Origin of the sequence: Sinorhizobium sp. P24N7 (genome assembly GCF_042436655.1) — a bacterium.
Lineage (GTDB): Bacteria > Pseudomonadota > Alphaproteobacteria > Rhizobiales > Rhizobiaceae > Sinorhizobium > Sinorhizobium meliloti_A.
In genome coordinates this window covers 540,719-565,095 of sequence record NZ_JBHMIW010000001.1, presented here as the reverse complement: position 1 = coordinate 565,095, position 24,377 = coordinate 540,719, and the positions used below count along the sequence as shown (strand labels likewise).

At 63.5% G+C, this 24,377-nt stretch carries 24 protein-coding genes; 10 read left to right on the top strand and 14 right to left on the bottom strand.

The features are described 5' to 3' along the window. Genes ACFHWW_RS02690 through ACFHWW_RS02680 form a run of 3 tightly spaced genes read right to left on the bottom strand, consistent with a single transcriptional unit; the run spans window position 1 to window position 885 of the window. The gene (locus tag ACFHWW_RS02690; protein WP_003532521.1) at window positions 1–162 is read right to left on the bottom strand and encodes a hypothetical protein; all 162 of its coding nucleotides are present in this window, start codon (window positions 160–162) and stop codon (window positions 1–3) included. Between the two features lie 13 nt (window positions 163–175). Then, window positions 176–559, bottom strand: coding sequence for a hypothetical protein (locus tag ACFHWW_RS02685; protein WP_379937209.1), 384 nt, complete (start codon window positions 557–559; stop codon window positions 176–178). 8 nt (window positions 560–567) lie between these two features. Then, entirely contained in the window at window positions 568–885 is a 318-nt protein-coding gene (locus tag ACFHWW_RS02680; RefSeq protein WP_100669949.1) for a hypothetical protein, read from the bottom strand. A 387-nt stretch (window positions 886–1,272) separates the two neighbouring features. Here ACFHWW_RS02680 and ACFHWW_RS02675 point away from each other — a divergent pair, with 387 nt between their 5' ends. Beyond that, the gene (locus ACFHWW_RS02675) at window positions 1,273–2,007 is read left to right on the top strand and encodes a helix-turn-helix domain-containing protein (RefSeq protein WP_379937208.1); all 735 of its coding nucleotides are present in this window, start codon (window positions 1,273–1,275) and stop codon (window positions 2,005–2,007) included. 193 nt (window positions 2,008–2,200) lie between these two features. Next, a complete protein-coding gene (purU, locus tag ACFHWW_RS02670) occupies window positions 2,201–3,085 on the top strand; it encodes a formyltetrahydrofolate deformylase (protein ID WP_379937240.1) in 885 nt (294 codons plus the stop codon). A 129-nt stretch (window positions 3,086–3,214) separates the two neighbouring features. Here the strand turns inward: purU and ACFHWW_RS02665 are convergent, their stop codons facing one another. From ACFHWW_RS02665 to araD, 3 genes are all read right to left on the bottom strand, one after another. Then, window positions 3,215–5,668: a phosphoketolase gene (locus ACFHWW_RS02665; RefSeq protein WP_379937207.1), complete on the bottom strand. Its 2,454-nt coding sequence runs from the start codon at window positions 5,666–5,668 to the stop codon at window positions 3,215–3,217. A gap of 144 nt (window positions 5,669–5,812) precedes the next feature. Next, on the bottom strand, window positions 5,813–6,598 hold the full coding sequence (locus ACFHWW_RS02660; RefSeq protein ID WP_379937206.1) for an NAD-dependent epimerase/dehydratase family protein: 786 nt from the start codon (window positions 6,596–6,598) through the stop codon (window positions 5,813–5,815). A 63-nt stretch (window positions 6,599–6,661) separates the two neighbouring features. Continuing rightward, a complete protein-coding gene (gene araD / locus ACFHWW_RS02655; RefSeq protein ID WP_100669945.1) occupies window positions 6,662–8,386 on the bottom strand; it encodes an L-arabinonate dehydratase in 1,725 nt (574 codons plus the stop codon). A 77-nt stretch (window positions 8,387–8,463) separates the two neighbouring features. On the opposite strand from araD, the gene ACFHWW_RS02650 reads away from it, so the two are divergent. Then, window positions 8,464–9,186 carry a FadR/GntR family transcriptional regulator gene (locus ACFHWW_RS02650; protein ID WP_100669944.1) on the top strand — a complete coding sequence of 241 codons (723 nt, stop codon included), beginning with the start codon at window positions 8,464–8,466 and terminating at the stop codon, window positions 9,184–9,186. Window positions 9,187–9,208: 22 nt separating this feature from the next. Here the strand turns inward: ACFHWW_RS02650 and ACFHWW_RS02645 are convergent, their stop codons facing one another. Then, window positions 9,209–9,337, bottom strand: a complete 129-nt coding sequence (locus ACFHWW_RS02645; protein WP_379937205.1) for a hypothetical protein — start codon at window positions 9,335–9,337, stop codon at window positions 9,209–9,211. 160 nt (window positions 9,338–9,497) lie between these two features. On the opposite strand from ACFHWW_RS02645, the gene ACFHWW_RS02640 reads away from it, so the two are divergent. Beyond that, window positions 9,498–10,382 carry an SMP-30/gluconolactonase/LRE family protein gene (locus ACFHWW_RS02640; protein ID WP_379937203.1) on the top strand — a complete coding sequence of 295 codons (885 nt, stop codon included), beginning with the start codon at window positions 9,498–9,500 and terminating at the stop codon, window positions 10,380–10,382. 20 nt (window positions 10,383–10,402) lie between these two features. Here the strand turns inward: ACFHWW_RS02640 and ACFHWW_RS02635 are convergent, their stop codons facing one another. From ACFHWW_RS02635 to ACFHWW_RS02605, 7 genes are read right to left on the bottom strand one after another with little or no spacing between them, the layout of a single operon-like run. Further along, a complete protein-coding gene (locus ACFHWW_RS02635; protein WP_379937202.1) occupies window positions 10,403–11,044 on the bottom strand; it encodes a glutathione S-transferase family protein in 642 nt (213 codons plus the stop codon). Then, the gene (locus tag ACFHWW_RS02630) at window positions 11,041–12,123 is read right to left on the bottom strand and encodes an ABC transporter ATP-binding protein (protein WP_018093746.1); all 1,083 of its coding nucleotides are present in this window, start codon (window positions 12,121–12,123) and stop codon (window positions 11,041–11,043) included. The genes ACFHWW_RS02635 and ACFHWW_RS02630 overlap by 4 nt, the downstream gene beginning before the upstream one ends. A gap of 24 nt (window positions 12,124–12,147) precedes the next feature. Then, window positions 12,148–13,221 (bottom strand): Gfo/Idh/MocA family protein, encoded by a 1,074-nt coding sequence (locus tag ACFHWW_RS02625; protein ID WP_100669941.1) that lies wholly within the window; start codon window positions 13,219–13,221, stop codon window positions 12,148–12,150. 1 nt (window position 13,222) lies between these two features. Next, window positions 13,223–14,239, bottom strand: a complete 1,017-nt coding sequence (locus ACFHWW_RS02620) for a Gfo/Idh/MocA family protein (protein ID WP_379937201.1) — start codon at window positions 14,237–14,239, stop codon at window positions 13,223–13,225. 22 nt (window positions 14,240–14,261) lie between these two features. After that, entirely contained in the window at window positions 14,262–15,149 is an 888-nt protein-coding gene (locus tag ACFHWW_RS02615) for a carbohydrate ABC transporter permease (RefSeq protein WP_100669939.1), read from the bottom strand. Then, window positions 15,142–16,098 carry a carbohydrate ABC transporter permease gene (locus ACFHWW_RS02610; protein ID WP_018093750.1) on the bottom strand — a complete coding sequence of 319 codons (957 nt, stop codon included), beginning with the start codon at window positions 16,096–16,098 and terminating at the stop codon, window positions 15,142–15,144. Before ACFHWW_RS02610 ends, ACFHWW_RS02615 begins: the two co-directional genes overlap by 8 nt. A gap of 5 nt (window positions 16,099–16,103) precedes the next feature. Beyond that, window positions 16,104–17,387 (bottom strand): ABC transporter substrate-binding protein, encoded by a 1,284-nt coding sequence (locus ACFHWW_RS02605; protein WP_275597044.1) that lies wholly within the window; start codon window positions 17,385–17,387, stop codon window positions 16,104–16,106. A gap of 193 nt (window positions 17,388–17,580) precedes the next feature. On the opposite strand from ACFHWW_RS02605, the gene ACFHWW_RS02600 reads away from it, so the two are divergent. The 6 genes from ACFHWW_RS02600 to ACFHWW_RS02575 all read left to right on the top strand — a co-directional run bounded on the left by ACFHWW_RS02600 (window position 17,581) and on the right by ACFHWW_RS02575 (window position 24,340). Then, window positions 17,581–18,258 carry a TetR/AcrR family transcriptional regulator gene (locus ACFHWW_RS02600; protein WP_018093752.1) on the top strand — a complete coding sequence of 226 codons (678 nt, stop codon included), beginning with the start codon at window positions 17,581–17,583 and terminating at the stop codon, window positions 18,256–18,258. 122 nt (window positions 18,259–18,380) lie between these two features. Next, window positions 18,381–19,529 (top strand): Gfo/Idh/MocA family protein, encoded by a 1,149-nt coding sequence (locus ACFHWW_RS02595; protein WP_379937200.1) that lies wholly within the window; start codon window positions 18,381–18,383, stop codon window positions 19,527–19,529. Between the two features lie 3 nt (window positions 19,530–19,532). Next, window positions 19,533–20,696, top strand: a complete 1,164-nt coding sequence (locus tag ACFHWW_RS02590; protein ID WP_379937199.1) for a dihydrodipicolinate synthase family protein — start codon at window positions 19,533–19,535, stop codon at window positions 20,694–20,696. Between the two features lie 9 nt (window positions 20,697–20,705). Continuing rightward, the gene (locus ACFHWW_RS02585; protein WP_379937198.1) at window positions 20,706–22,121 is read left to right on the top strand and encodes an enolase C-terminal domain-like protein; all 1,416 of its coding nucleotides are present in this window, start codon (window positions 20,706–20,708) and stop codon (window positions 22,119–22,121) included. A 17-nt stretch (window positions 22,122–22,138) separates the two neighbouring features. Continuing rightward, entirely contained in the window at window positions 22,139–22,963 is an 825-nt protein-coding gene (locus ACFHWW_RS02580) for a sugar phosphate isomerase/epimerase family protein (protein WP_324762643.1), read from the top strand. A gap of 87 nt (window positions 22,964–23,050) precedes the next feature. Then, window positions 23,051–24,340, top strand: a complete 1,290-nt coding sequence (locus ACFHWW_RS02575) for a Gfo/Idh/MocA family protein (RefSeq protein WP_379937197.1) — start codon at window positions 23,051–23,053, stop codon at window positions 24,338–24,340. The last annotated feature ends 37 nt before the right edge of the window (window positions 24,341–24,377 follow it).

The following is a 24,377-nucleotide window of genomic DNA, read 5'->3' as shown; positions in this document are numbered from 1 at the left end:
TCAGATCTCGTGGCGCTCTGCCGTCGCCTCGATCTCGCCTTCGCGAGAAGAGATCAGCAGTTCGTTGTCGTACGTGGTGTCGATGCGAACGAGATCGGCGAGCATCAGCACGCCGAACAGCGCCGAAAGCGCCCAGGCCGCGTATTCGAGTATGTCCCACATGGCCGCCGCCTCCCTAGCGTCGTTTCGTGCCGAAGCGTTCTTCGATCACTTCGCGGTACTCCCTGTCGGAAAGCCGGACCACCATCACGAAGTAACCGATGACGAGCACGGCCATGACGACGAGCGAGGCCCAACTGAAGCTATAGTCGAAGCGCGCGGTGATGATATCGTTGGCGGCCGCCGGATCGGTGATGCCGAGCGCGGCCCACTGCTGCTGCTCGGTGGCGTTCTGGCCGAGCGCTTCCCAGGTCGGATCGGGGATCGGATCGGGCACCTTGGCCGCGCCCGCAAGGCCAAGATAGAGCGGTATGTAGAGGGCTCCGATGGTCAGCACCAGCAACGTGATCACGTCGAAGATCTGGCCTGCAAAGCTCTGTTTCGGAGGTTCGTATGCCATGATACCTCCTAGCGGCTTTGCGGGCGCATCTCGTCGAGATGCTTGAGATCGAGGCTGTAGATGAAGTGCTTGTCTTCTTCGTAATGGCGCAGCATGGCAATGATGGCGGCTGTGTTGAAGAGCAGCACCAGGCCGCAGGCGACCGTCAGGATGACGGCGATGGCCGGCGTTGCGATGTAGGGCCAAACGGTAAACAGCGCGAAGAGCAGGGTGCACCAGAGGACCACGACGAAGGCCGTAAGGCAGACGCGGTCACGTCTGTGCATTGCATCGATACGCTGGCTGAAGCTCGCATCTTCGCCAAGCTTGCTTAGTGTCGCTTCCATTCGCTTTCCTCCTCCAATGGTTCTTCCTCCGGGTAGTTTTTCGTTCCTTATAATTTCGGTGCCGGGAGCCGGCCTTTTTCTGCTTAGAAAAAATATTTGCCTAACAGGAATGTCAGGCAAAGCGAGACCACTGTCAAGTGACGCCGTCCCGACCGAGCCGGGCCCGGGCGATCGAGCGACAGTGAGGCGGGGGGCTGACGGAGGCGCGGGCGCATTCCAGCGTGTTCGCGGTCACGCCCGTTACGCGCAACACATCGCCGGAGCAGGCATAGGCTGCAGCGAGAGTTGATCTTCTACTCAGGGCAGAATACTTCCTCGGCCGCGCGCTTATGGCGTTGTGGAAGACCCAGAAATATTTACTATCAACAAAAACAAGGCGAGATGGGCATGGGCAGGGAAAACGCGGAAAAGCATCGGAACTCGAAGAAGAACGGCAAGGGGTCCGTGGGCGCCGACGGCGTGCGCAAGTCGGCGGCAGAGTTGGCGCGTGTCACGCCGCTCACTCAGGATCCGCATGCCATCCGCGATACTCGTGAAAAGGTGCTGGAAGTCGCGATCGGTCATGAGGTGCGTGCCTTCCGCAAGAAGCTCGGCATTACAGTAGCCGACGTCGCCTCCGCGACCGATATTTCGGTCGGCATGCTGTCGAAGATCGAGAATGGCAACACATCGCCGTCGCTCACGACTTTGCAGACGCTGTCCCGGGCGCTCGGCGTGCCGATCACCGCCTTCTTCCGCCGTTTCGAGGAGGAGCATAGCGCCGTGTTCGTCAAAGCGGGGGAGGGCGTCGACGTCGAGCGGCGCGGCACCCGCGCCGGCCACCAGTACAACCTCCTCGGCCATATCGGATCGAACACCTCCGGCGTCGTCGTCGAGCCTTATCTCATCACGCTGACCGAAGACTCGGACGTCTTTCCGACGTTTCAACACGATGGTCTGGAATTCCTCTACATGCTGGAAGGCGAGGTGGTTTACCGGCATGGCAACAATCTTTACCGCATGACTCCGGGGGATAGTCTGTTCTTCGACGCCGACGCGCCGCACGGGCCGGAAGAACTGACCACGCTGCCGATCCGGTATCTGTCGATCATTTCCTATCCGCGCGGCCGCGGAGAGGACTGAGGAAAGCTTCTGCTCATCCCTTTTCGCTACGCGCGATTTCCCGCCACGCTGCGAAAGCAAAAGTTGCCTGAGGAGAAATATATATTCCTGAAGATTGATTCGGTCGATCTGCTCTGGTAGCAATTTGCGGCGTCGGCAACAGGGATGGATCGACACCCGTGCGCGCACCAACGGCGAGGGGAGAGAAATGAAGATGCAGAATTTCGTTCTGACCGTATCCTGCAAGACGACGCGCGGCGTGGTTGCGGCGCTATCGGGATATCTGGCCGAGCAGGGCTGCAATATCGCCGACAGCTCGCAGTTCGACGATCTGGGTACCGGCAAGTTCTTCATGCGCACCAGCTTCATCTCGGAGGAGCGGGTTGGCCTTGCGGCTCTCAAGGAAGGGCTGAAACCGATTGCCTCGAAGTTCGAGATGGAGACGGCGCTCCACGAACAGTCCGAGCGCATGAAGGTGTTGCTCATGGTGTCGCGCTTCGGCCATTGCCTGAACGATCTTCTCTACCGCTGGAAGATCGGCGCCTTGCCGATCGACATCGTCGGGGTCGTCTCCAACCACTTCGACTACCAGAAGGTGGTCGTCAACCACGACATCCCCTTCCACTGCATCAAGGTGACGAAGGAGAACAAGCCCAAGGCCGAAGCCCAGCTGATGGACGTCGTCGAGCAGACCGGCGCCGAGCTGATCGTGCTTGCTCGCTACATGCAGGTGCTTTCCGATGCGCTCTGCAAGAAGATGTCGGGGAAGATCATCAACATCCACCACTCCTTCCTGCCGTCGTTCAAGGGGGCGAACCCCTACAAGCAGGCCTATGAGCGCGGCGTGAAGCTGATCGGCGCGACGGCGCATTACGTCACCGCCGATCTCGACGAGGGTCCGATCATCGAGCAGGATATCGCCCGCATCACCCATGCGCAGTCGGCCGAGGATTACGTCTCGATCGGCCGCGACGTCGAAAGCCAGGTGCTGGCCCGCGCCGTGCACGCCCATATCCACCACCGCTGCTTCATCAACGGCAACCGCGTCGTCGTCTTCCCGCCGAGCCCGGGTTCCTACGCGTCGGAACGGATGGGCTGAAGCCGATAGAGGCCGAGAGCCCATCGCATCAGAGGCACGCTCTGCATCGGACCCGTGATCGAAACATGGAAAAAGGCCCGCTTCGGCGGGCCTTTCGTGATCGTATGTCCGGCCGCGGAAGTGGGTCTTTCAGACATTGTCGCCTTCGGTCGATGTTCCCTGTGCCGTGCCGGCGCTGCCGGCGCCCCATTTCCAGCCACTGATCGACGGCATGTCCTCGCCGTATTTTTCGATATGGTGCCTGTGGTCGATCAGCCGCTCGTGGATCGCCTGCTTGAAATATGCGGCGCGGGCGCCGAGTTGCGGCAGCCGGTCGATGACGTCCTCGACCAGATGGAACCGATCCAGATGGTTGAGCACCACCATGTCGAAGGGCGTCGTCGTCGTCCCCTCTTCCTTGTAGCCGCGGACATGCAGATTGGCATGGTTCGTACGGCGATAGGTGAGGCGGTGGATCAGCCAGGGATAGCCATGGAAGGCGAAGATGATCGGCTTGTCCTTGGTGAACAGGGCGTCGAAGTCGCGGTCCGGCAGGCCGTGCGGGTGCTCCCCCGACGGCTGGAGCTTCATCAGATTGACGACGTTGATCACCCGTACCTTCAATTCCGGCAGGTGCTCGCGCAGCAATTGCACTGCGGCAAGTGTCTCAAGCGTCGGAACATCGCCGCAGCACGCCATGACCACGTCCGGCTCGCAGCCCTTGTCGTTGCTTGCCCATTCCCAGATGCCGAGGCCTTCGGTGCAATGCTTCACCGCCTGGTCCATGGTTAGCCATTGCGGAGAGGGCTGTTTGCCGGCAACGACGACGTTGATGTAGTTGCGGCTCCTCAGGCAATGGTCCGTCACCGACAGCAGCGTATTGGCGTCCGGCGGCAGATAGACGCGGATGATGTCCGCCTTCTTGTTGACCACGTGGTCGATGAAGCCGGGATCTTGATGGCTGAAGCCGTTATGGTCCTGGCGCCAGACATGCGAGCTCAGGAAATAGTTCAAGGAAGCGATCGGGCGCCGCCACGGGATTTCGTTGCAGACCTTCAGCCATTTGGCGTGCTGGTTGAACATCGAGTCGATGATGTGAATGAAGGCTTCGTAGCAGGAAAAGAAGCCGTGGCGTCCGGTAAGCAGATAGCCTTCGAGCCAGCCCTGGCATTGATGCTCGCTCAGGACCTCCATCAGCCGCCCGTCCGGCGACAAATGGTCGTCTTCCGGATAGATGTCCGCCATGAAACAGCGATTCGTGACCTCGAGCACGTCCTGCCACCGGTTCGAGTTGTTTTCGTCCGGACTGAACAGGCGGAAGTTCCCGGACTTCAGGTTGAGCTTCATCACGTCGCGCAGATAGCTGCCCATCACGCGGGCCGACTCGGCCGTGGCCGTTCCGGGGCTCTGAACCGAAACCGCATAATCGCGAAAGTCGGGCATCTTCAGGTCGCGCAGCAACAGCCCGCCATTGGCATGCGGATTGTCGCTCATCCGGCGGCGGCCCGTTGGGGCAAGCTCCGCCAGTTCCGCCGTCAGCCGCCCTTCACCGTCGAAAAGCTCCTCGGGCCGATAGCTCTTCATCCAGCCTTCGAGGATGCGGACATGCTCCGGCTTGTCCATGTCTCCCATCGGCACCTGATGCGATCGCCAGTAACCCTCGCATTTCTTGCCGTCGATTTCGGCCGGGCAGGTCCAGCCCTTGGGTGTGCGGAAGACGATCATGGGCCAGGCAGGGCGTTTCAGATTGCCGTTGACCCGGGCGTCGGTCTGAATGCGCCTGATATCGGCAAGCGCGCTATCGAGCGCGCCCGCCAGCTGCTGGTGCACGTCTGCGGGGTCATGACCTTCGACGAAAAGCGGCGCATAGCCCATGCCCTCGAAGAACTTCTGCAGCTCCTCTCTGGGAATGCGTGCGAGAAAGCAGGGATTGGCGATCTTGTATCCGTTGAGGTGCAGGATGGGCAGGACGCACCCGTCGCGCGCCGGGTTCAGGAACTTGTTGCCGTGCCAGCCGGTCGCGAGCGGACCCGTTTCGGCTTCCCCGTCGCCCACGACGCAGGCGACGATCAGCTCCGGATTGTCGAAGGCGGCACCGTAGGCATGGCTCAAGGCATAGCCGAGCTCGCCGCCCTCGTGAATGCTGCCAGGCGTTTCCGGCGCGACATGGCTCGGGATGCCGCCGGGGAAGCTGAACTGCTTGAACAGCTTCCGCAGGCCCTCGGCGTCCTGGCTGATGTCCGGATAGACCTCGCTATAGGTGCCCTCCAGATAGGCGTGGGCGACGAGCGAGGGCCCGCCATGCCCGGGCCCGATGACATACATCATCTCGAGATCGTCGCGCTTGATCACCCGGTTCAGGTGGACATAGAGCATGTTCAGGCCCGGCGACGTACCCCAATGGCCGAGAAGCCGCGGCTTGATGTGCTCCCGCTTCAGCGGCTCGCTGAGAAGCGGATTGTCGAGGAGGTAGATCTGGCCGACGGAGAGATAGTTCGACGCCCGCCAGTAGGCGTCCATCCGCCGAAGTTCATCTGCGGAGAGCGGATTGGCGGATAATGGATTTTGGCCGGAAACGTCACCTGCCGTCCTGGGGGAAGTCATGTATTCCTCCTGAAGCGAGAGCTCGGATAGCGACGGTGCAACGAGCTGCCGAAGCCGCCGCTGCAGAATCTATGGCGGTGCCGCGCCAGGGCAATGCCGAGCAGCGGCGGGGACGGAGAACCGTGGTCTTGCGGACCGGTTGCCTTAACCCGGCAGCTTCGCCGCCGCATGACGCCCGCCCTGATAGCGCAGGCGGTCCGAAGGCGCCTCCTCACGCTCTTCAATCGCGTGCCGGTAAGGTTCGCTGCTGTCCTGCGGGCGCCAGCCGAGGAAATCCGCATGCCCGTTTGACCACCAGACGTCGCGGTTGGCGGAGACGCCGTAGAGCACCAGATGGCCGATTTTCGGGGCATCGAGAAGCCTGCGCACAAGCGCCAGGAAGTCGCGCGGGCTCAGCCAGGTGGAGAGCATGCGGCGGTTCGTGGGTTCGGCAAAGCAGCTGCCGATCCTGAGGCAGGCGGTTTCCATGCCGTATTTGTCGAAATAGAGCCGGGAAAGATCCTCGCCGAAGCACTTGCTCACGCCGTAAAGGCTGTCCGGCCGCCGCGGCGACAGGTGGTCGAGCGTCTCGCCGACGGGATGGAAGCCGGTCACATGATTGGTGCTCGCAAAGAGAACGCGGTGCACGCCGGCCTTTCGCGCCGCCTCGTAGAGATTGTAGGTGCCGAGGATGTTGGCCTGAAGAAGAGCGTCGAAGTCGGACTCCACCGAGATCGCACCGAGATGCAGGATCGCATCGCAGCCGCGCACGAGTCGGTCGACCGCCTCGCGCTCGGCGAGGTCGCAATGCACGACTTCCTCGCCCTCTCCGGCGGGGAAGAGCGTGGCGACATCCGAAAGCCGCAGAACATCGGCGCAGCCCTTCAGTCCCTCGCGGGCAAAGCGGCCAAGGGCGCCTGCGGCCCCGGTTATCAATAGTCGCGTCGTCATGCTTACAACCTGCTTCGCACGGATCGTGATGACTTCGGCTCTGATGACCAGTCGTCACCGTGATCAATGAATCTCGGGTTCGGGCAGCTTATGGGGCGATTGCAGGAAGGTGAAGTCGCAGCCTTCCGGTGCCTGCTGGATATTCTCCGCATGCATCTTCAGATAGCCCCTGGAATAATCGCGCTCCGGCGGCCTCCATTCGGCGAGCCGGCGTTCGATCTCGGCCTGGTCGACCTCGAGCGTGATCGTGCGGCGATCGACGTCGAGCGCGATGATGTCGCCGTTGCGGACCGCTGCCAGCGGGCCGCCGACATAGGCCTCCGGCGCCACGTGGAGGATGCAGGCGCCGTAGCTGGTGCCGCTCATCCGAGCGTCGGAAATGCGCACCATGTCGCGCACGCCCTCTTTCAAAAGCTTCTTCGGGATCGGCAGCATGCCCCATTCCGGCATGCCCGGTCCGCCGACCGGACCGGCATTGCGCAGGATCATCACCGTGTCGGCTGTGACGTCGAGATCCTCGTCGTTCACCGCTCTCATCATCGCGTCGTAATCGTCGAAGACGAGGGCTGGACCGCGGTGTTCGAGGAGGGCAGGGTCGGCGGCCGCGGGCTTCATCACGCAGCCCTGCGGCGCGAGGTTGCCTTTGAGAATTGCCGTGCCGCCGCGCGCGGCAACCGGCCTGTCCAGCGGGCGGATCACCTCCGGCAGATGGACTTCGGCCTCGTCGAGAGCGCCGCCGATCGTGCCGATCACATTGCGTTCCCCCGTATGCAGGAGCGGCTTCAATTGTTTCCAGAGCGCGATCAGACCGCCGGCATAGTAGAAGTCCTCCATCAGGAATTCACCGGTCGGCCGGATGTTGCAGAGAACCGGGACTTGGGCCGATACGCGGTCGAAATCATCGAGCGTCAGAGGAACGCCGCAGCGCCGCGCGATCGCGATAAGATGGATCATCGCATTGGTCGAGCCGGCCATCGCCATGTGCACCGCGAGCGCATTCTCGAATGCCTTCGCCGTCATGATGTCGGACGGCTTCAGGTCCTCGAAGACCATCTCGACGATGCGCGCGCCGGAAAGCGCCGCCATTCGCGCATGGCCGGCATCCGCCGCGGGGATGGCGGAGGCGCCGGGCAGGGAAAGCCCCAGCGTGTCGGCCAGCGCCGTCATGGTCGAGGCCGTGCCCATCGTCATGCAGGTGCCGAAGGAGCGGGCGATACCGCGCTCCATTTCGCTCCATTCGTTCTCGGTGATGCGGCCGGCTTCCTTTTCCGCCCAGTATTTCCAGACGTCCGATCCGGAACCCAGCATCCGGCCGCGATAATTGCCGCGCAGCATCGGCCCGGCCGGCACGAAGATCGTCGGCAGGTCGACCTGAATCGCGCCCATGATCGTTCCCGGCGTGGTCTTGTCGCAGCCGGCAAGCAGTACGACGCCGTCGACCGGATGCGAGCGGATGAGCTCCTCCACCTCCATCGCCAGGAAGTTGCGGTAGAGCATCGTCGTCGGCTTCACATAGGTCTCTGCCAGCGACATGGCGGGCAGCTCGATCGGGAAGCCGCCCGCCTGCCAGACGCCGCGCTTGACCTCCTCCGCCCGAGTCCTCAGATGCGCGTGGCACGGATTGATGTCGCTCCAGGTATTGATGATCGCGATGACGGGCTTGTTTGCGAGTTCCGCATGGTCGTAGCCCATCTGATAAAGGCGGGACCTGTGGCCGAAGGCGCGGAGGTCCTTGACGCCGAACCAGCGAAAGCTTCGAAATTCCTCCGGCTTCTTGCGCCCGGTCATCGGCAGCCTCCTTTGCATTTGCGGGTGGGTCGGCTAGATTGCGCCTGTACAGAAAAATGACAGGTGAAGGCAGACCCTTGAACGACGTAACGTTGAAACTGAAACCGGCGCGGCGGGAGCGGCTTGCCGATGTTCTCTACGGGCAAATTCTCGAGCAGATCGCCAGCGGCCAGATGGCCGAGGGAGCCAAGCTGCCGTCCGAAGCGCATATCTGCCGCGACTTTCAGGTTTCCCGTCCGGTCGTGCGAGAGGCGCTGATGCGGCTGCAGGCCGACGGCCTCGTGGTTTCGCGCCAGGGCATCGGCACCTTCGTGAAATCGCGTCCGTCCGACAAGCTCACCAGTCTCGCCGCCTCGGCCGAGATCGCGATCTATCTCAGGGCTTTCGAGCCCCGACTCGCGCTGGAGACGGAATGCGCGGGACTTGCCGCGATGCGCCGAACCAAGGCTCAGCTCAACCAGATCGGCGAGGCGCTGGCGGCGCTGGAAGGCGCCTTCGCGCGCGGGGAAACCGGATGGGAAGAGGACTTCGCCTTTCACCACGCCGTCGCCGAAGCTGCGGGCAACGAACTTTTCCCACGCCTTCTGGAAGAGCTGCGTGACATTCTCAGCGGCTCGATGCGCATGGCGCTCGGCCTGACGCGGCAGGGCTCCGATGACCGCCGCCGCCGTGTCCTCGAAGAACACCGCAAGATCTACTCTGCCATTTCGGGCCAGAACCGGGATCTCGCCCGCCTTTACATGCGCTACCATCTGACGGAATCGCGCGCCCGTATCACCGGCTCCCATGGCGATCTCTGATCCGGTCATGCTCCGATCCACTTCAAGCGCTCGCCGGTAGCCCGGCTCGACCATTTGCGGACACGCTTCCGCCTTCGGGCGACACGCTGCCGCGGCGCACCGCGCCGAGCGGCAGGCCTTCAGGGTCGCGGGTTACGAGGGGCGTTTTCATGCAGATCTCCCGGCCGGTTTCTTGTATTTTTATTTTACAAGTTGAGCGAGGGCAAGAGCAATGATAGAGCTGGCAACGGCGGCAGCGAATTCAAAAACGGGAGTTTAAGCGCCTCTGGGCGCGTTTCTTCTGGCGACGGCCCGGGCCCATGGTGTCAAACATGTCTTTCGATTTAACATTTGAGTGTCTTCTGGATTCGCGTTGCGACGTCGCCGAAAGCCCGGTTTTCGATGAGCGCCGGAACTGCCTGTTCTTCGTCGATATCGGCCGCAGCGCCCTTCATCGCGTCGAGCTTTCGGGCGCCGGCCACGTCGAATGGACCGTCGAGGGCGGCGCCTGCAGCGCCGGCCTCGCCCGCTCCGGACGCCTCGTGCTGGCGCAGCGCGATCGCGTGGTTCTGTTCGATCCCGATGTCGGCGCGATCACCCGCGAAATCGCCGCGATCGAGCCGGACGTTGCGGATACGCGCCTCAACGACGGCAAGGTCGGACCGGACGGCGCCTTCTGGGTGGGGACGATGCACGATGTGCCCGACCGCCGGCCCGTCGCGTCGCTCTACCGCGTCTCGCCGGACGGCGCGGTGGAACGCAAGGTGGAAGGCATCGTCTGCTCCAACGGCCTTGCCTGGAGCGGCGACGGTGCTCTTCTGTTTCACTCGGATTCGCGCGGCGCCTGGATCGACCGCTGGCAGTTCGACCCCGCAACGGGCGCGCTTTCCGGGCGCAGGCGGCTGGCAAGCCTGGACGAGGCGAGCGGCCGACCGGACGGAGCCGCAACCGACGCGGAAGCCCATTACTGGAGCGCCGGCGTGTCGGCGGGCGTCGTCAATCGCTTCTCGCCCGAAGGTCGCCTTGTCGGGACGCATCGCTTTCCGGTGCCGGCGCCGACCATGCCCTGCTTCGCCGGAGCGGACCTGAAGACGCTTCTCGTCACGTCGCTGCGGCCCGCGGGCATCGGCGAGAAAAACCGCTCCGGCGGCATTTTCGCCGCAAGAAGCCCCGTGGCGGGTGTGGCCGTCCACCGCTTCGACGATCGCTGGATTTGAGGCTGGCGTCTGCGGTCTGATCAGCGCTCCGGAACCGGCGGCAGTTCGGGCGCATCCAGACCCCTGAAGGGATCGCGCCAGGCGTCGATCTCCTCGAGCCGATCATTCCAGCGGCAGATGTTGGGATAATCGTCAAGCGGCAGTCGGGCGGCGTCATTGAAGGGCAGAAAGCTCGCCATTCGGAAATCCGCATGGGATACGGCGTCTCCGACCAGCCAGTTCCGCCCGGAAAGCTCCATATCGAGTATCGCCGCTGCCGTACGAAACCTGCTCAGCCCCTCCTCGACCAGCTGCTGGTCGATCGGGCCGAGCCCATAGCGCTGCTTCGTGCCGCGCTCGAACTGCACCATGTCGCAAGCCCTCACGAAGTTTTCCTTGCCCCAGCTGATCCATCGGACCATGTCGGGTTCGTCGTCGCCCATGCGCCAGAAATCCGATTGCACCGCGCGTGAAAGCCGGCAGGCGATCGCGTCGGCCTCCCAAAGGCTTTTTCCGGCCTCCACGAGTATCGGCAGCGAAAGGTTGGGGTTCAGCGGCCGAAACCGCTCCGCCTGCCCCGGCGCGAAGGGTGAGGCGAATTCGAACTCGACCTCGGCTGCGAGATGGCGTGCCACCGCGACGGCAAGCCTCGGGTTGGGATTGCGGCTGTAGAACAGTTTCATCGCATGGCCCTTCCGTCGGCGCCGAAGACGTGGCAGCGCGACGGGTCGAAGTGGACGGCGAGATTGGAGCCCCGCTCGACCTTCTGCTGCCCCTCCAGCGCGACGGTCAGCTGCTGGCGATCCGGCGTGATCCCGTAGAGCATGGTTTCGCCGCCGAGATTCTCGACGATCTCGACATTGACCGAAGCGAGCTCGATACCGCCCTCGCGCGCGGAAAGATGCTCCGGCCGGATGCCGAATGTGACGTCCTGCCCCTGGGTCGCACCGTTCAGGCGACGGGGGAGGCGGATCGTTCCGCCGCAGACCTCGATCGCCGTTTCGCTTTCGGTGACGTCCGCGATCCGCGCCTTGAGGAAGTTCATCTTGGGGCTGCCGATGAAGCCGGCGACGAAGCGGTTGACGGGATTGTTGTAGAGATCGAGCGGTGCGCCCACCTGCTCGATCCGGCCGGAATTCAGGACGACGATCTTGTCGGCCATGGTCATGGCCTCCACCTGATCGTGCGTCACATAGATCATGGTGTTGCCGAGGTCCCGATGAAGCCTTGAGATCTCCACGCGCATCTGCACGCGGAGTTCGGCGTCGAGGTTGGAAAGCGGCTCGTCGAAGAGGAAGATCCGCGGCTCGCGCACGATCGCGCGGCCGATCGCCACGCGCTGCCGCTGACCGCCGGAGAGCGCCTTCGGCTTGCGGTCGAGCAGCTTTTCGATCTGCAGGATCTCGGCCGCCCGGCGCACCTTCGGCTCGATTTCGGCCTTCTTGAAGCCGGCCGTTTCGAGGCCGAAAGCGAGGTTCTTGTAGACCGACATGTGCGGATAGAGCGCATAGGACTGGAACACCATGGCAATGCCGCGCCTGGCGGGTGCCACTTCGTTCATGCGGTCGCTGTCGAGCATCAGCGTGCCGCCGGAAATCTCCTCCAATCCGGCGATCATTCTGAGCAGCGTCGACTTGCCGCAACCGGACGGACCCACGAAAACGGCGAACTCGCCGGGGTCTATGGTCAGGTCGATGCCGTGGATCACATCGAGCGCGCCGTAGCGCTTCTCGACCTTCTGAAGAACGACGCTCGTCGCCATGTCAAAGTTCCTCCCTGCGGCCCTCTATCGGGTATTCGCACGCCAATCGGCATATTTCGGGCTGTCCGGCCCGAGCGGCAACTCTATTTCGCGGCCGGTATCGGCGGATTGATAGATCGCGGTGACCAGTTCCAGCGCGCGGCGCGCATCCTGCGTCGTCACGGGCAGGGGTCCTCTGCCGCTCAGGAAATCGTGGAAATGCGCCATCTGGGTGGTGAAGCGCGGCAAGACCGGACGCCAGTCGCCGGTCACTTCGTCTATCCGCGCCTGCACTTCGTCATTTGCCGCGATGATCTTCCACGGATCCTTACCCGGCGCATAAGGTTCGTGGCTGCTCTCGAAGGTGACGTTCTCGAAATGCAGCCTTAGCCGGCTGATCTGCTCCTGAGAGCCGAGCGTACAGGAAAGCGAAACGAAGGCGCCGTTCTTCATGAGCAGGCTCGCGGAGGCGCAGTCCTCGACCTCGATGTCGTTGACCCGGGTCGCGACCCGGCCGAACACGCGCGCCACCGGGCCGAGAAGATGCAGCATCATATCGTGCAGATGCAGCGCGTGGGTGACGAGCACGCCGCCGAGCTCCGTCGCCCACTTGCCCCTCCAGGGGACGGAATAATATTCGGGCGTGCGCAGCCAGAAAGTCTCGACCGAGCCGACATAGGGCTTGCCCGCGATGCCGGCCTCGATGATGCGCTTGGCTTTCTCGATGCCGTCGCCGTAGCGATACTGGAAGATCGGCATCAGCACGCCACGTGCCTGCTTCTCGGCTTCCATGATCGCATCGACGCCCGCGAGCGATCCGGTCAGCGGCTTTTCGCAGACCACGTGCTTGCCGGCGGCAAGGGCCGCCAGCACCTGTTCGAGATGGATGCCTGGCGGGGTGCAGATGTCGATGATGTCGATTCCATCGTCGGCGAGAAGTTCCTCGAAGGAGCGGGTCCGCTGCTCGATCCCGAACTCGTCGCCCACTTCATTCATCCGTTCCTCGTTGAGGTCGCAGAGAGCCTGGACTCGGAACTTGTCCGGGTGCGGCTGATAGCCCTCGACGATATGCGAACGCCCGATGCCGCAGCCGATGATGGCGACTGTCTTCACGCTCATGTCAGTTCCTGTCCCCGTTCTGTTCGGCGATCGCCTGCGCCTGAAGCGCAAGCTCCATGGCCTTGAAGCAGCGCTCCTGCGGCATCGCGGTTTCGGTCCTGTCGCGGATGTCGGCGAGGAACTGACGCCCGAAGGGCAGGTCGACGCGGGAGCAGTCGATATGTTCGACGCCGTTGCGGTCCGCGAGAAACAGGTGGTTGCCGCCTTCGCGCCCGGCGAGATCGACCGCCTTGCGGACCTCGATCGTTCCGGATGTGCCCACGATGAAGAGCCGGCCGTCGCCCCAGGTCGGCATTCCCTCCGGGGTAAGCCAGTTCACATGGATCATGCCGGTGGCCCGCCCCGTCGCGAGGTGGATGCTGCCCGTATCCTGCAGTTCGGGAGCGTCGGGAACGCTCCGGTTGCCGACGCTCGCCGAAAGCACGGTCGCGTCGTTGACGCCGGTGAAGAACAGGAACTGCTCGCACTGGTGCGATGCGATGTCGGTCAGGATGCCGCCATAGTCCGCGCGGCGGAAGAACCAGTCGGGCCGCGTCCCGCGGCGCAGCCTGTGCGGGCCGAGGCCGACGATGTGCACCACCTCGCCGATCGCGCCGGCGGCGACGAGCTCGCCGGCCTTGACCGTGGCCGGGCTCTCGAAATGCTCCGAATAGAGGATCGAGAAGATGCGGCCCGTCTCGGCCTGGACCCGGCGCAGCTTGGCGAGCTGGTCGAAGCTCGTCATGCCCGGCTTGTCGACAAGCACGTCCTTGCCGTGCTGCATGGCACGGATCGCCAGTTCCGCGCGCTCGCTCGAAACGGCGGCCGAGACGATGAGGCCGATGCTCTCGTCCTCGAGGATTTCCTCTGCCGTCGCGATGCGCGGGGCGTCTGCGTAGACGGCGGAAAATTCCGCGGCCAGCGCATCGTCCTTCTCGTGGAAACCGGCGAGGCGGGCGCCGGCCCGAAGCAGGCAGTCGACCTGGCCGTAGATGTGATTGTGGTTGAGCCCGACGGCAGCGAAACGCAATTCGTCCATGATGGTTTTCTAGCTCCGTCGCTCAGCGTTTCATGCCGGTGGTGGCGATGCCCTCGATCAGAAGGCGCTGGAAGAAGAGGAAGAAGAAGAACACCGGCACGAGCGAGAGCGTCGACATGGCGAAGAGCCCGCCCCAGTCGGAGGTGCTGCTCGAGTCGACGAAGGTCCTCAAGCCGAGCTGGATCGTGTAGCTGTTCATGTCGTTGAGGTAGATCAGCGGCCCGAAGAAATCGTCCCAGGTCCAGATGAAGGAGAAGATGGCGGCCGTCGCCAGAACGGGAAGCGATAGCGGCAGCATGATCTTCCAGTAGATGCGCCAGGCGCCGCAGCCGTCCATCATCGCCGCTTCGTCCAGTTCGCGCGGGATTCCGCGGAAGAACTGCACCATGAGGAAGATGAAGAAGGCATCGCTGGCAAGAAACTTCGGGACCACCAGCGGCAGGAAGGTGTTCACCCAGCCGAGATCGAGGAAGAGCACATATTGGGGAATGAGCGTCACGTGATAGGGGATCATCATCGTGCCGAGCATGATCGCGAACCAGAAATTCCGCCCCGCGAAGCGCAGCCTTGCGAAGGCATAGGCCGCGAGCGAGCAGGCGACGACATTGCCGACGACGGTGAGGACCGCGATGACCAGCGAGTTCCAGAAGAACCGCCCGAAGCTGACGTCGAGCCCGAACCAGCCGCGCAGATAGGAGGAGAAATCCACCGAGGAGGGCCAAAGCGACGTGGAGGCGAAGATCTCGTCCTCCGGCCTGACCGATGCCGAGATCATCCACAGGAGCGGATAGATCATGGCGATCGAGGCGGCGATCAGGGCGGCGTGAACGAGGACCGATCCCACAGGGCCGCGGCGGCCCGTCGGGACCGGCGGCGCGGCGGTTACCGAGCTCATGGTCGCGTCAGTCATCGTAGTGCACCCAGTAGCGAGAGGTGAGGAACGAGAAGGCCGTGAACAGCCCGATGATCAGCACGAGAATCCAGGCAAGCGCCGAGGCGTAGCCCATGCGGAAATTACCGAAGGCCTCCTGGTAGAGGTAAAGCGTGTAGAACAGCGTCGAGTTGATCGGCCCGCCGGTGCCGCCGGAAATGATGAAGGCGGGTGTGAAGGCCTTGAAGGCGTCGATCGTCTGCACGACCGCGTTGAAGAAGATCACCGGCGTCAAGAGCGGCAGCGTGATCTTGTAGAACTGACGGAACTTGGACGCCCCGTCGAGGCTCGCCGCCTCGTACATGTCCGTCGGGATCTGCCGAAGGCCCGCAAGGAAGATGATCATTGGCGATCCGAACTGCCAGACGCTCAAGACCACGAGCGTCCATATCGAATAGTCCGGATGCGAGATCCAGCTCGGCCCCTCGATGCCGAACTGGGCCAGCAGGCTGTTGATCAGGCCGTCGCCGGCGAAGAGCTGTCGCCAGAGCACGGCGATCGCGACGCTGCCGCCAAGCAGCGACGGCAGGTAGAAGATCGCCCGATAGACGGTGAGCCCCCGGACGCCGCGGTCGAGAAGGATCGCGACGAGCAGCGCGAAGGCGAGCTTGAAGGGCACCGAAAGCACGACATAGAGAAAGGTCACCTTGATCGCCGCGGCGAATTTCGGGTCGGCCGTCGCGATGCGCACGTAATTTGCGGTGCCGATCCATTCCGGCGCGCGGATCAGGTCGAAATTCGTGAAGGAAAGATAGAGCGAGGCGATGGCGGGCCCGAGCGTCAGGCCGAAGAAGCCGATGAGCCATGGCAACAGGAACATGTAGCCGGCTCCATGGCTTGCCCATGTCCTGGCCAGGCGGCCCTGTGCGGCCGGGCGCGATGACGCGCCCGTGCCGACTGCGACAGCGGTGTCCTGCACGGCCGCCATCCTCCTTAACCTCGTGCAAGGATTTGGCTGACCTCGTTCACCAGCGTCTCGCCTCCTTGCTTGGCGTCGAGCTGACCGAAGCCGACCTGTTCGGCGACGTTGCGCAGAGCGAATTCCGCCTCGCCGGCACCGCTGGGCGGCGGCGGCGGCAGATCGCCGGCAAGCGCTCCGAGGCCCGAGACATAGTCGAGCATGGCGCGGCCGAGCTCGTCGAGCGTCGACGCCAGTTTCTCGCGTACGGCTGCCGATTCCGGTACGCCGCGCTCGACGCCCAGGATTTCGGCGGCTTTCGGGTCCTTGACGAAGAAGTTGACGTATTTTGCGCCGAGTTCCGGGTCCTTGGTCTGGGCCGAGACCGAGAAGAACATCGACGGCTTGCGATAATGGCCGCCCTTCGCATCCTTGTCGATCAGTGGATGGCTTCTCAGCGCCAGTTTGTCCTTGTTTATGCCCTGATAGGCGACGAACTGGTTGGAGTGCGCGAAGGAAGCGGCCGCCTTGCCGAGCGATAGCGGGCTCGTCTCCACATTGTACTGGTCGAGCGCCTGGATGTCCGGCGGGACGCAGGCCTTGTCCTCGCGCATCTTTTGCCACATGGCGAACCATTCGGCCGCATCGTTCGCATCATAGGCGATCTTGCCGTCCGCGGTGAACAGTGCCTTGCCGCGCTGGCGCAGCCAGTTTTCGAACAGCGGCTCGACCGCGCTGCCGTCGGAGAGGCCATAGAAACCCTTGCGCTTGCCGGCCTTGGTGATCTCGGCGCCCGTCCGCGCCATCTCTTCCCAGGTCGTCGACGGCGTCGGAAGTTCGATGCCGGCTTCCTCGAAAGCGGCGGCATTGACCATCATCGCTGCCGAGTTGGCGCCGAGGCTGATGCCGTAGAGCTTGCCTTCGACGCTGCCGCCCTTGATCTGCACCTGGTCGAAATCCTCGACCTTGAGCACGGAACCGAGATAATCGTCGAGGGGCGCGAGCGCGCCGCGCCGGGCATATTCGACGATGTAGCGATAGTCCATCTGGATGATGTCGGGCGCATTGCGCCCGGCCACCTGGGTGGCAAGCCGCGGCCAGTAGTCGCTCCAGCCGAGGAATTCGCCGTTGATGGCGACGCCCGCGTTCTGTTCCTGGAAGAGCTGATTGACCTTGTTCGTGCGGTCGGCACGGGCCTGTGAACCCCACCAGAGCACCCGCAGCCGCGCCTCCTGCGCAAAGGCGGGCCCCAGTGCGGACATCGAAAGAAGTGCCGCCCCTCCCGCGAGTACGTTTCGCCTGCTGATCTTATGCGTCATCTGTTCCTCCTCCCTTCGGAACGCCTCCACAACGTTCCGGCCTCTTGCAACAAATAACTATTTGGTTACAAGTTATGGAGAAGCAGTGATCCTGTCAAGCAGTTGTGTGCCGAACTGTCATTGGCTTGTAAATTATTTTGACAAAGTTGCACCGAAGGCCGTTAAAGGCAAGAGGTTGCGGAGGTTGCGCGTGATGGACAAGATAAGAGGCGAGGCGAAAGGGAGGAGCGGGTCCGGGGGACGGGCGGAGCGGGCGCTTCAGCGCGACCCCGAGCGCACGCGTGCCTCGATCCTCGCCGCCGCGACCCGGGAGTTCGCCGAAAACGGCATAGGCGGCGCCCGCGTCGATTCCATCGCCGAGAGGGCCGGCATCAACAAGCGCATGCTCTACCACTACTTCGGCGACAAGGAACAGCTTTATCTCGCCGTGCTGGAAGAGGCCTATGTGGGGATAAGAACGGCAGAAAAATCCCTTAATCTCAGCGACTTGGAACCCGAGCAGGGAATTGCCGAGCTTGCCATGTTCACCTGGGACTACTTCCTGGAACATCCGGAATTCCTGAGTCTCCTCGGCACCGAGAACCTGCACCGGGCCCGCTGGCTGCGTCAGTCGACGCGTCTAAAGGAGCTGCATTCGAGCTTCATAGACAAGCTCTCCGACCTTCTCCGGCGCGGCAAGGCCGAGGGGCTCTTTCGGCCCGATGTCGATCCGCTCAACCTCTATCTGACGATCGCCGCCCTAGGTTATTTCTACCTTTCCAACCAGTACACGCTCTCGACGATCTTCGGTCGCGACCTCATGGACAAGAGCAATCTCGACGTCTGGAAGCGCCATATCGTCCATGTCACGCTGGCGTCGATCCGGCGCTGATCCAGGCACATGTCGTTTTTTTTGTTGACAAGTGCGATTCTCCTCTGCCACAAAGTAACCGATTAGTTACTGGCTTGGGAGGGCTGGTTCTTCCCCTCACCGGCCTCTCAGGGAGGAACGGCATGCCGCGTTTGGGTATAATATTGCACGGTGTCACCGGCCGCATGGGCTACAACCAGCATCTGGTGCGCTCGATCCTGGCCATCCGTGATCAGGGCGGGATCACGCTCCAGTCGGGCGAAAGACTGGAGATCGATCCGATCATTGTCGGTCGCAATCGCGACAAGATGGAGCAATTGGCCAAGCGCCATGCCATCGCCCGCTGGTCGACCGATCTCGACGCGGCGCTTGCCGATCCGAACGACCAGATCTTCTTCGATGCCGGCACGACGCTGATGCGTGCCGAGCTCATCGGCCGCGCGCTCGACGCCGGCAAGCACGTCTATTGCGAGAAGCCGATCTCCGACGATCTGAGGACGGCGGTCAAGCTGGCGCGGAAGGCGCGCGCCTCCGGGCTCAAGCATGGGGTCGTGCAGGACAAGCTGTTCCTGCCGGGCCTTCGCAAGCTGGCCCTGCTGAGAGATTCGGGCTTTTTCGGCAAGATCCTCTCGGTGCGGGGCGAGTTCGGCTACTGGGTGTTCGAAGGCGATTGGGGCGTTCCGGCCCAGCGGCCCTCATGGAACTACCGGAAAAAGGACGGCGGCGGCATCATCCTCGACATGCTCTGCCACTGGCGCTACGTGCTCGACAATCTCTTCGGGGAAGTGAAGGCCGTCTCCTGCCTCGGCGCGACTCATGTCCCAAGCCGTATCGACGAACAGGGCCGCGCCTACGACTGCGACACCGACGACGCGGCCTATGCCACCTTCGAACTCGAAGGCGGCATCGTCGCGCATATCAATTCCTCCTGGGCGGTGCGCGTGCGGCGCGACGATCTGGTGACGTTTCAGGTCGACGGAACCCATGGTTCCGCTGTCTCCGGACTCACGAAATGCTGGACGCAGCACCGCGTCAACACCCCGAAACCGGTCTGGAATCCCGATCAGCCGCAGACGATCGATTTCTACAGGACATGGGACGAGGTGCCGGATACGCAGGCCTTCGACAACGGCTTCAAGGCGCAGTGGGAAATGTTCCTGCGCCACGTCGCGGAGGACGGCCCCTGGCCCTATGGGCTCGAGGCCGGCGCCAAGGGCGTACAGCTTGCGGAACTCGGCCTCAAATCCTGGGCGGAGCGCCGCTGGCTCGACGTTCCGGAATTGGAGCTCTGAACCATGGTCAGCATCAAGCTTCCAATCGAAGGCAGGCTTGCCAGCTACGACCTCACGGGTCGGCCGGTGCCTTTCAAAAGGCGTGACGCCAAGGCCTTTTCCAGGGTCGCCTTCGCCGCCGCCCATGTGGTCGCCGACCCGCTCGCCGACAATGATCCCTGGCTGGCGCCGGCGATCGACTGGGAGCGCACGCTCGCCTTTCGTCACCGCCTCTGGGATCTCGGTCTCGGCGTTGCCGAAGCGATGGATACAGCCCAGCGCGGCATGGGCCTCGGCTGGCCGGAAGCGCGCGAACTCATCCGCCGCTCGCTTGCCGAAGCGCGCGGCCGCCAGGGCGCGCTGATCGCCTGCGGCGCCGGCACCGACCATCTGGCGCCGGGGCCGGACGTGTCGATCGACGATATTCTCCGGGCCTATGAGAGCCAGATCGAGGCGATCGAGGCAGAAGGAGGCCGGATCATCCTGATGGCGAGCCGGGCGCTTGCCGCCGCGGCGAAGGGCCCGGAGGACTATATCCGCGTCTACGACCGCGTTCTCTCGCAGGTGAAGGAGCCGGTGATCATCCACTGGCTCGGCGAGATGTTCGATCCGGCGCTCGAAGGCTACTGGGGCAATGGCGACCACATGGCGGCGATGAAGACCTGTCTCGAGGTCCTCGAGGCGCATGCCGCAAAGGTCGACGGGATCAAGATTTCGCTCCTTTCCAAGGAGAAGGAGGTCGTGATGCGGAGGCAACTGCCCAAAGCCGTGCGCATGTATACCGGCGACGACTTCAACTATGCCGAACTCATTGCCGGCGACGAGGAAGGGCATTCGGATGCGCTGCTCGGCATCTTCGATGTCATCGCGCCGGTGGCTTCGGCGGCGCTGGAAGCGCTGGGCAGCAGTCGAAACGGCGAATTCTTCGAACTGCTGGAGCCGACGGTGCCGCTCTCGCGCCACATCTTCAAGGCGCCGACGCGTTTCTACAAGACCGGCGTCGTCTTCCTTGCTTATCTGAACGGCCTTCAGGACCATTTCGTCATGATCGGCGGACAGCAGAGCGCCCGATCGCTCGTCCATCTCGCCGAGCTTTTCCGCCTTGCCGACAGAGCCGGGGTCCTGACCGATCCGGAGCTTGCCGCCGCCCGCATGCGGCGCGTGCTCGCCGTGCACGGCGTCGAGTGAGGCTTTGCGATGACGCAAGCCCCGCGCGTCAGGCTGGCCGAAGCGGAGGTTTTCGAGCGGCCGGTCGAATTCCGTTTTCCTTTCCGCTTCGGCTCGGCGCGCGTTGCGAGCGCGCCGCAGGCCTTCGTCCGGGTGCGGGTGGAGGATGCGCGCGGCCGGTCCGCCATCGGCTGGTCGGCCGAGATGATGATGCCGAAATGGTTCGACAAGAACCCGGGTCTTTCGCCGCAGGATAATGTCGAGCAGCTGCGTGCCTCCTTGCGTCTGGCGGTCGAAGGGCTGACCTCGCTGCAGGCGCAGACCCCCTTCGGGCTGCACGCGGCTGCCGAGGGTGATCACCACCGGGCGGCAGCCGGGCATGGCCTGCCAGCCCTTGTCGCCTCCTACGGCCTGGCGCTCCTTGATCGCGCCATCCTCGACGCGGTGTGCCGCATGACCGGAGCAAGCGCCGCCGAGGCGGTCAGAGGCAACCTGCCGGGCATCACCGACGCCACCGCGCCCGATCTGGGAGGCTTCGACCTTGCGCGGTTCCTCTCGCGCCTCGAACCCGGCCCGACGCTGGCCGTTCGCCACACGATCGGCCTTGCAGACGCGCTGACGGCGGCCGATTTCGCGCCCGGGCAGCGGCCGGAGGACGGCCTGCCACAGACGCTGGAAGAGGTGATCGCCGCCTATGGCCACCGCTATTTCAAGATCAAGGTATCGGGGCGCCCGGCCGAAGACACCGAGCGTCTGCTCGCCATCGCCGCCATTCTCGACCAGGGCGTCGATGCGTATCGGGTGACGCTCGACGGCAACGAACAGTTCGAAAATGCCGATGCCGTTGCCGATCTCCTCGACCGGATCGCCGAAGAGCCGCGGCTCGAAAAATTCAGCGCCTCGGCGCTCTTCTTCGAGCAGCCGATCGCTCGCGCCGAGGCGCTGTCGAAACCGGTCACGGAAGTCGCCCGGCGGATGCCGCTCGAAATCGACGAGTCCGATGGCGATATCGGCGCGTTTCTCCGTGCCCGCGCGCTCGGTTATGCCGGCATCTCGTCGAAGTCCTGCAAAGGCTTCTACCGGGCACTCATCAACCGCGCTCGCGTGGAGATGTGGAACGCCGAGGCCGGGATCGCATGCTGTTTCATGTCCGCCGAGGACCTGACCACGCAGTCGGGCCTGGCGCTCCAGCAGGATCTCGTGCTGGCAGCGCTTATCGGCGCCGGCCACGTCGAACGCAACGGTCACCACTATGTCGACGGCATGGCCGGCGCCCCGGCGGCAGAGCAGGCCGCCTATCTCGCCCGCCATGGCGATCTCTACGAAAGAGCTTCCGGGCGGGCGCGGCTGGCGATCCGCGGCGGCGAAATCACCTTTTCCACCGTCTTGCGGTCCGTCGGTCTCGGCTCATCCGTCGAGCCGGGCTGGGCGGCGACGGTGTCCTGAAATCGGGAGGAAAACATATGCTGGTCGAAGGGCTTTCCATCAATCTGGCGACGATCCGGGAGCAGTGCGGCTTCGCCGAAGCCGTGGATATCTGTCTAAAGCACGGCATCACGGCGATTGCGCCCTGGCGCGACCAGGTGGCGGCGGTCGGGTTCGACGAGGCCGTGCGTATCGTCCGCTCCAACGGTCTGAAGCTCACCGGGCTATGCCGCGGCGGCTTCTTTCCGGCGCCGGAAGCGTCAGGACGCGAAAAGGCGATCGACGACAACAGGCGCGCGGTGGACGAGGCAGCGGAACTCGGCGCCGATTGCCTGGTACTGGTTGTCGGCGGCCTTCCGGGAGGTTCGAAGAACATCGACGCGGCGAGGCGGATGGTTCTGGAAGGGATCGCGGCGGTGCTGCCGCATGCGCGCGCGGCCGGCGTGCCGCTTGCGATCGAGCCGCTGCATCCGATGTATGCCGCCGACCGCGCCTGCGTGAACACGCTCGGACAGGCTCTCGATATCTGCGACACCCTTGGCCCGGGCGTCGGCGTGGCGATCGACGTCTATCACGTATGGTGGGATCCCGATCTCGACGAGCAGATCGCGAGGGCCGGCAAAATGCAGGCGATCCTCGCTCATCACATCTGCGATTGGCTCGTCCCCACGAAGGACATGCTGACGGATCGCGGCATGATGGGCGACGGCGTCATCGACCTCAAGGGTATCCGGCGCCGGATCGAGGCGGCCGGCTTCCACGGGGCTCAGGAGGTCGAGATCTTCTCCGCAGACGACTGGTGGAAGCGTCCGGCCGAGGAGGTGATCGCGACCTGTGTGGAACGCTACCGGAACTGCTGCTGATATGCTGGGGCAGGATGTGTCTCCTACGAAATATGACAGGGCAAAATATGACAGGGCAAAATATGACAGGGATTGCGTGAGGGTATGATGGACAACAAGCGTCGCTTTGCGCTGGTCGGCACCGGCAACCGCGGAACCACCATGTGGGGCAGGGATCTTCTGGCCGGCTGGCGCGGCCTCGTCGATCTGGTCGCCATTGCCGATACGAACGCGCTGCGGGCCGAGCGCGCCCGCACGATGATCGCCACCAATGCGCCTGTTTACGGCAATGTCGATACCATGCTTGCCGAAACGCGCCCCGATCTCGTCATCGTCTGCACCCCGGACGACACGCATGACGATATCGTCGTGCGCGCCCTGGAGTCCGGCGCCGACGTCATCACCGAAAAGCCGATGTCGACCACGGTCGAGAAGATCCGCCGCATTCTCGACGCGGAGAAGCGGACCGGGCGGCGGGTGGACGTTTCCTTCAACTACCGCTTCGCGCCGACCGCAGCACGCATCAAGGAACTCCTCAATGCCGGCGAGATCGGTCGCGTCACCTCGGTCGACTTCCACTGGTATCTCGATACGCGCCACGGCGCCGATTATTTCCGCCGCTGGCATGCCTATACGGAACGATCGGGCAGCCTCTTCGTGCACAAGGCGACACACCATTTCGACCTCCTGAACTGGTATCTCGACAGCGATCCGGACGCGGTCAGCGCCTTTGCCGACCTGCAGATGTACGGCCGCAAGGGACCGTTTCGAGGTCCTCGCTGCAAGCTCTGTCCTCACAAGAGCGAGTGCGACTTCTACCTCGATCTCGAAGCCGATCCGTTTCTCGACGCGCTCTATGAGGAACCTTCCGAAATCGACGGCTATTTCCGCGACGGCTGCGTCTTCCGCGAGGATATCGACATCCCCGACACGATGATCGCGAATATCCGCTACCGCAACGATGTCCACGTCTCCTATTCGCTCAACACCTTCCAGCCGATCGAGGGCCATCATATCGCCTTCAACGGTACGAAGGGCAGGATCGAGCTTCGCCAGTACGAGGACCAGCCGTGGGAGACGCCGGCCGAGGACATGATCCTGCTCGTCCGCAACTTTCCGAAGGGCAAGCCGGCGATCGAACGGATCACGGTGCCGCATTTTCCCGGCGGGCACTATGGCGGCGACGACCGGCTGCGGAATACGCTCTTCGCGCCGGATGCGACGGATCCGCTTGGACAGCGCGCAGGTGCGCGGGCCGGCGCCATGTCGGTCCTTTGCGGCATTGCGGCGCTTCAGAGTTCGCGTACGGGCAAGATCGTCCGCCTGGCCGATCTGATGCCGGAATTGTTCACCGACGGGGCGCAGGCGGAGCGCAAGCTCGCGGCCAATGCCGGGTGACCGCGCATTTTCCCTCTTGAACCTCTAGTTGCTAGAG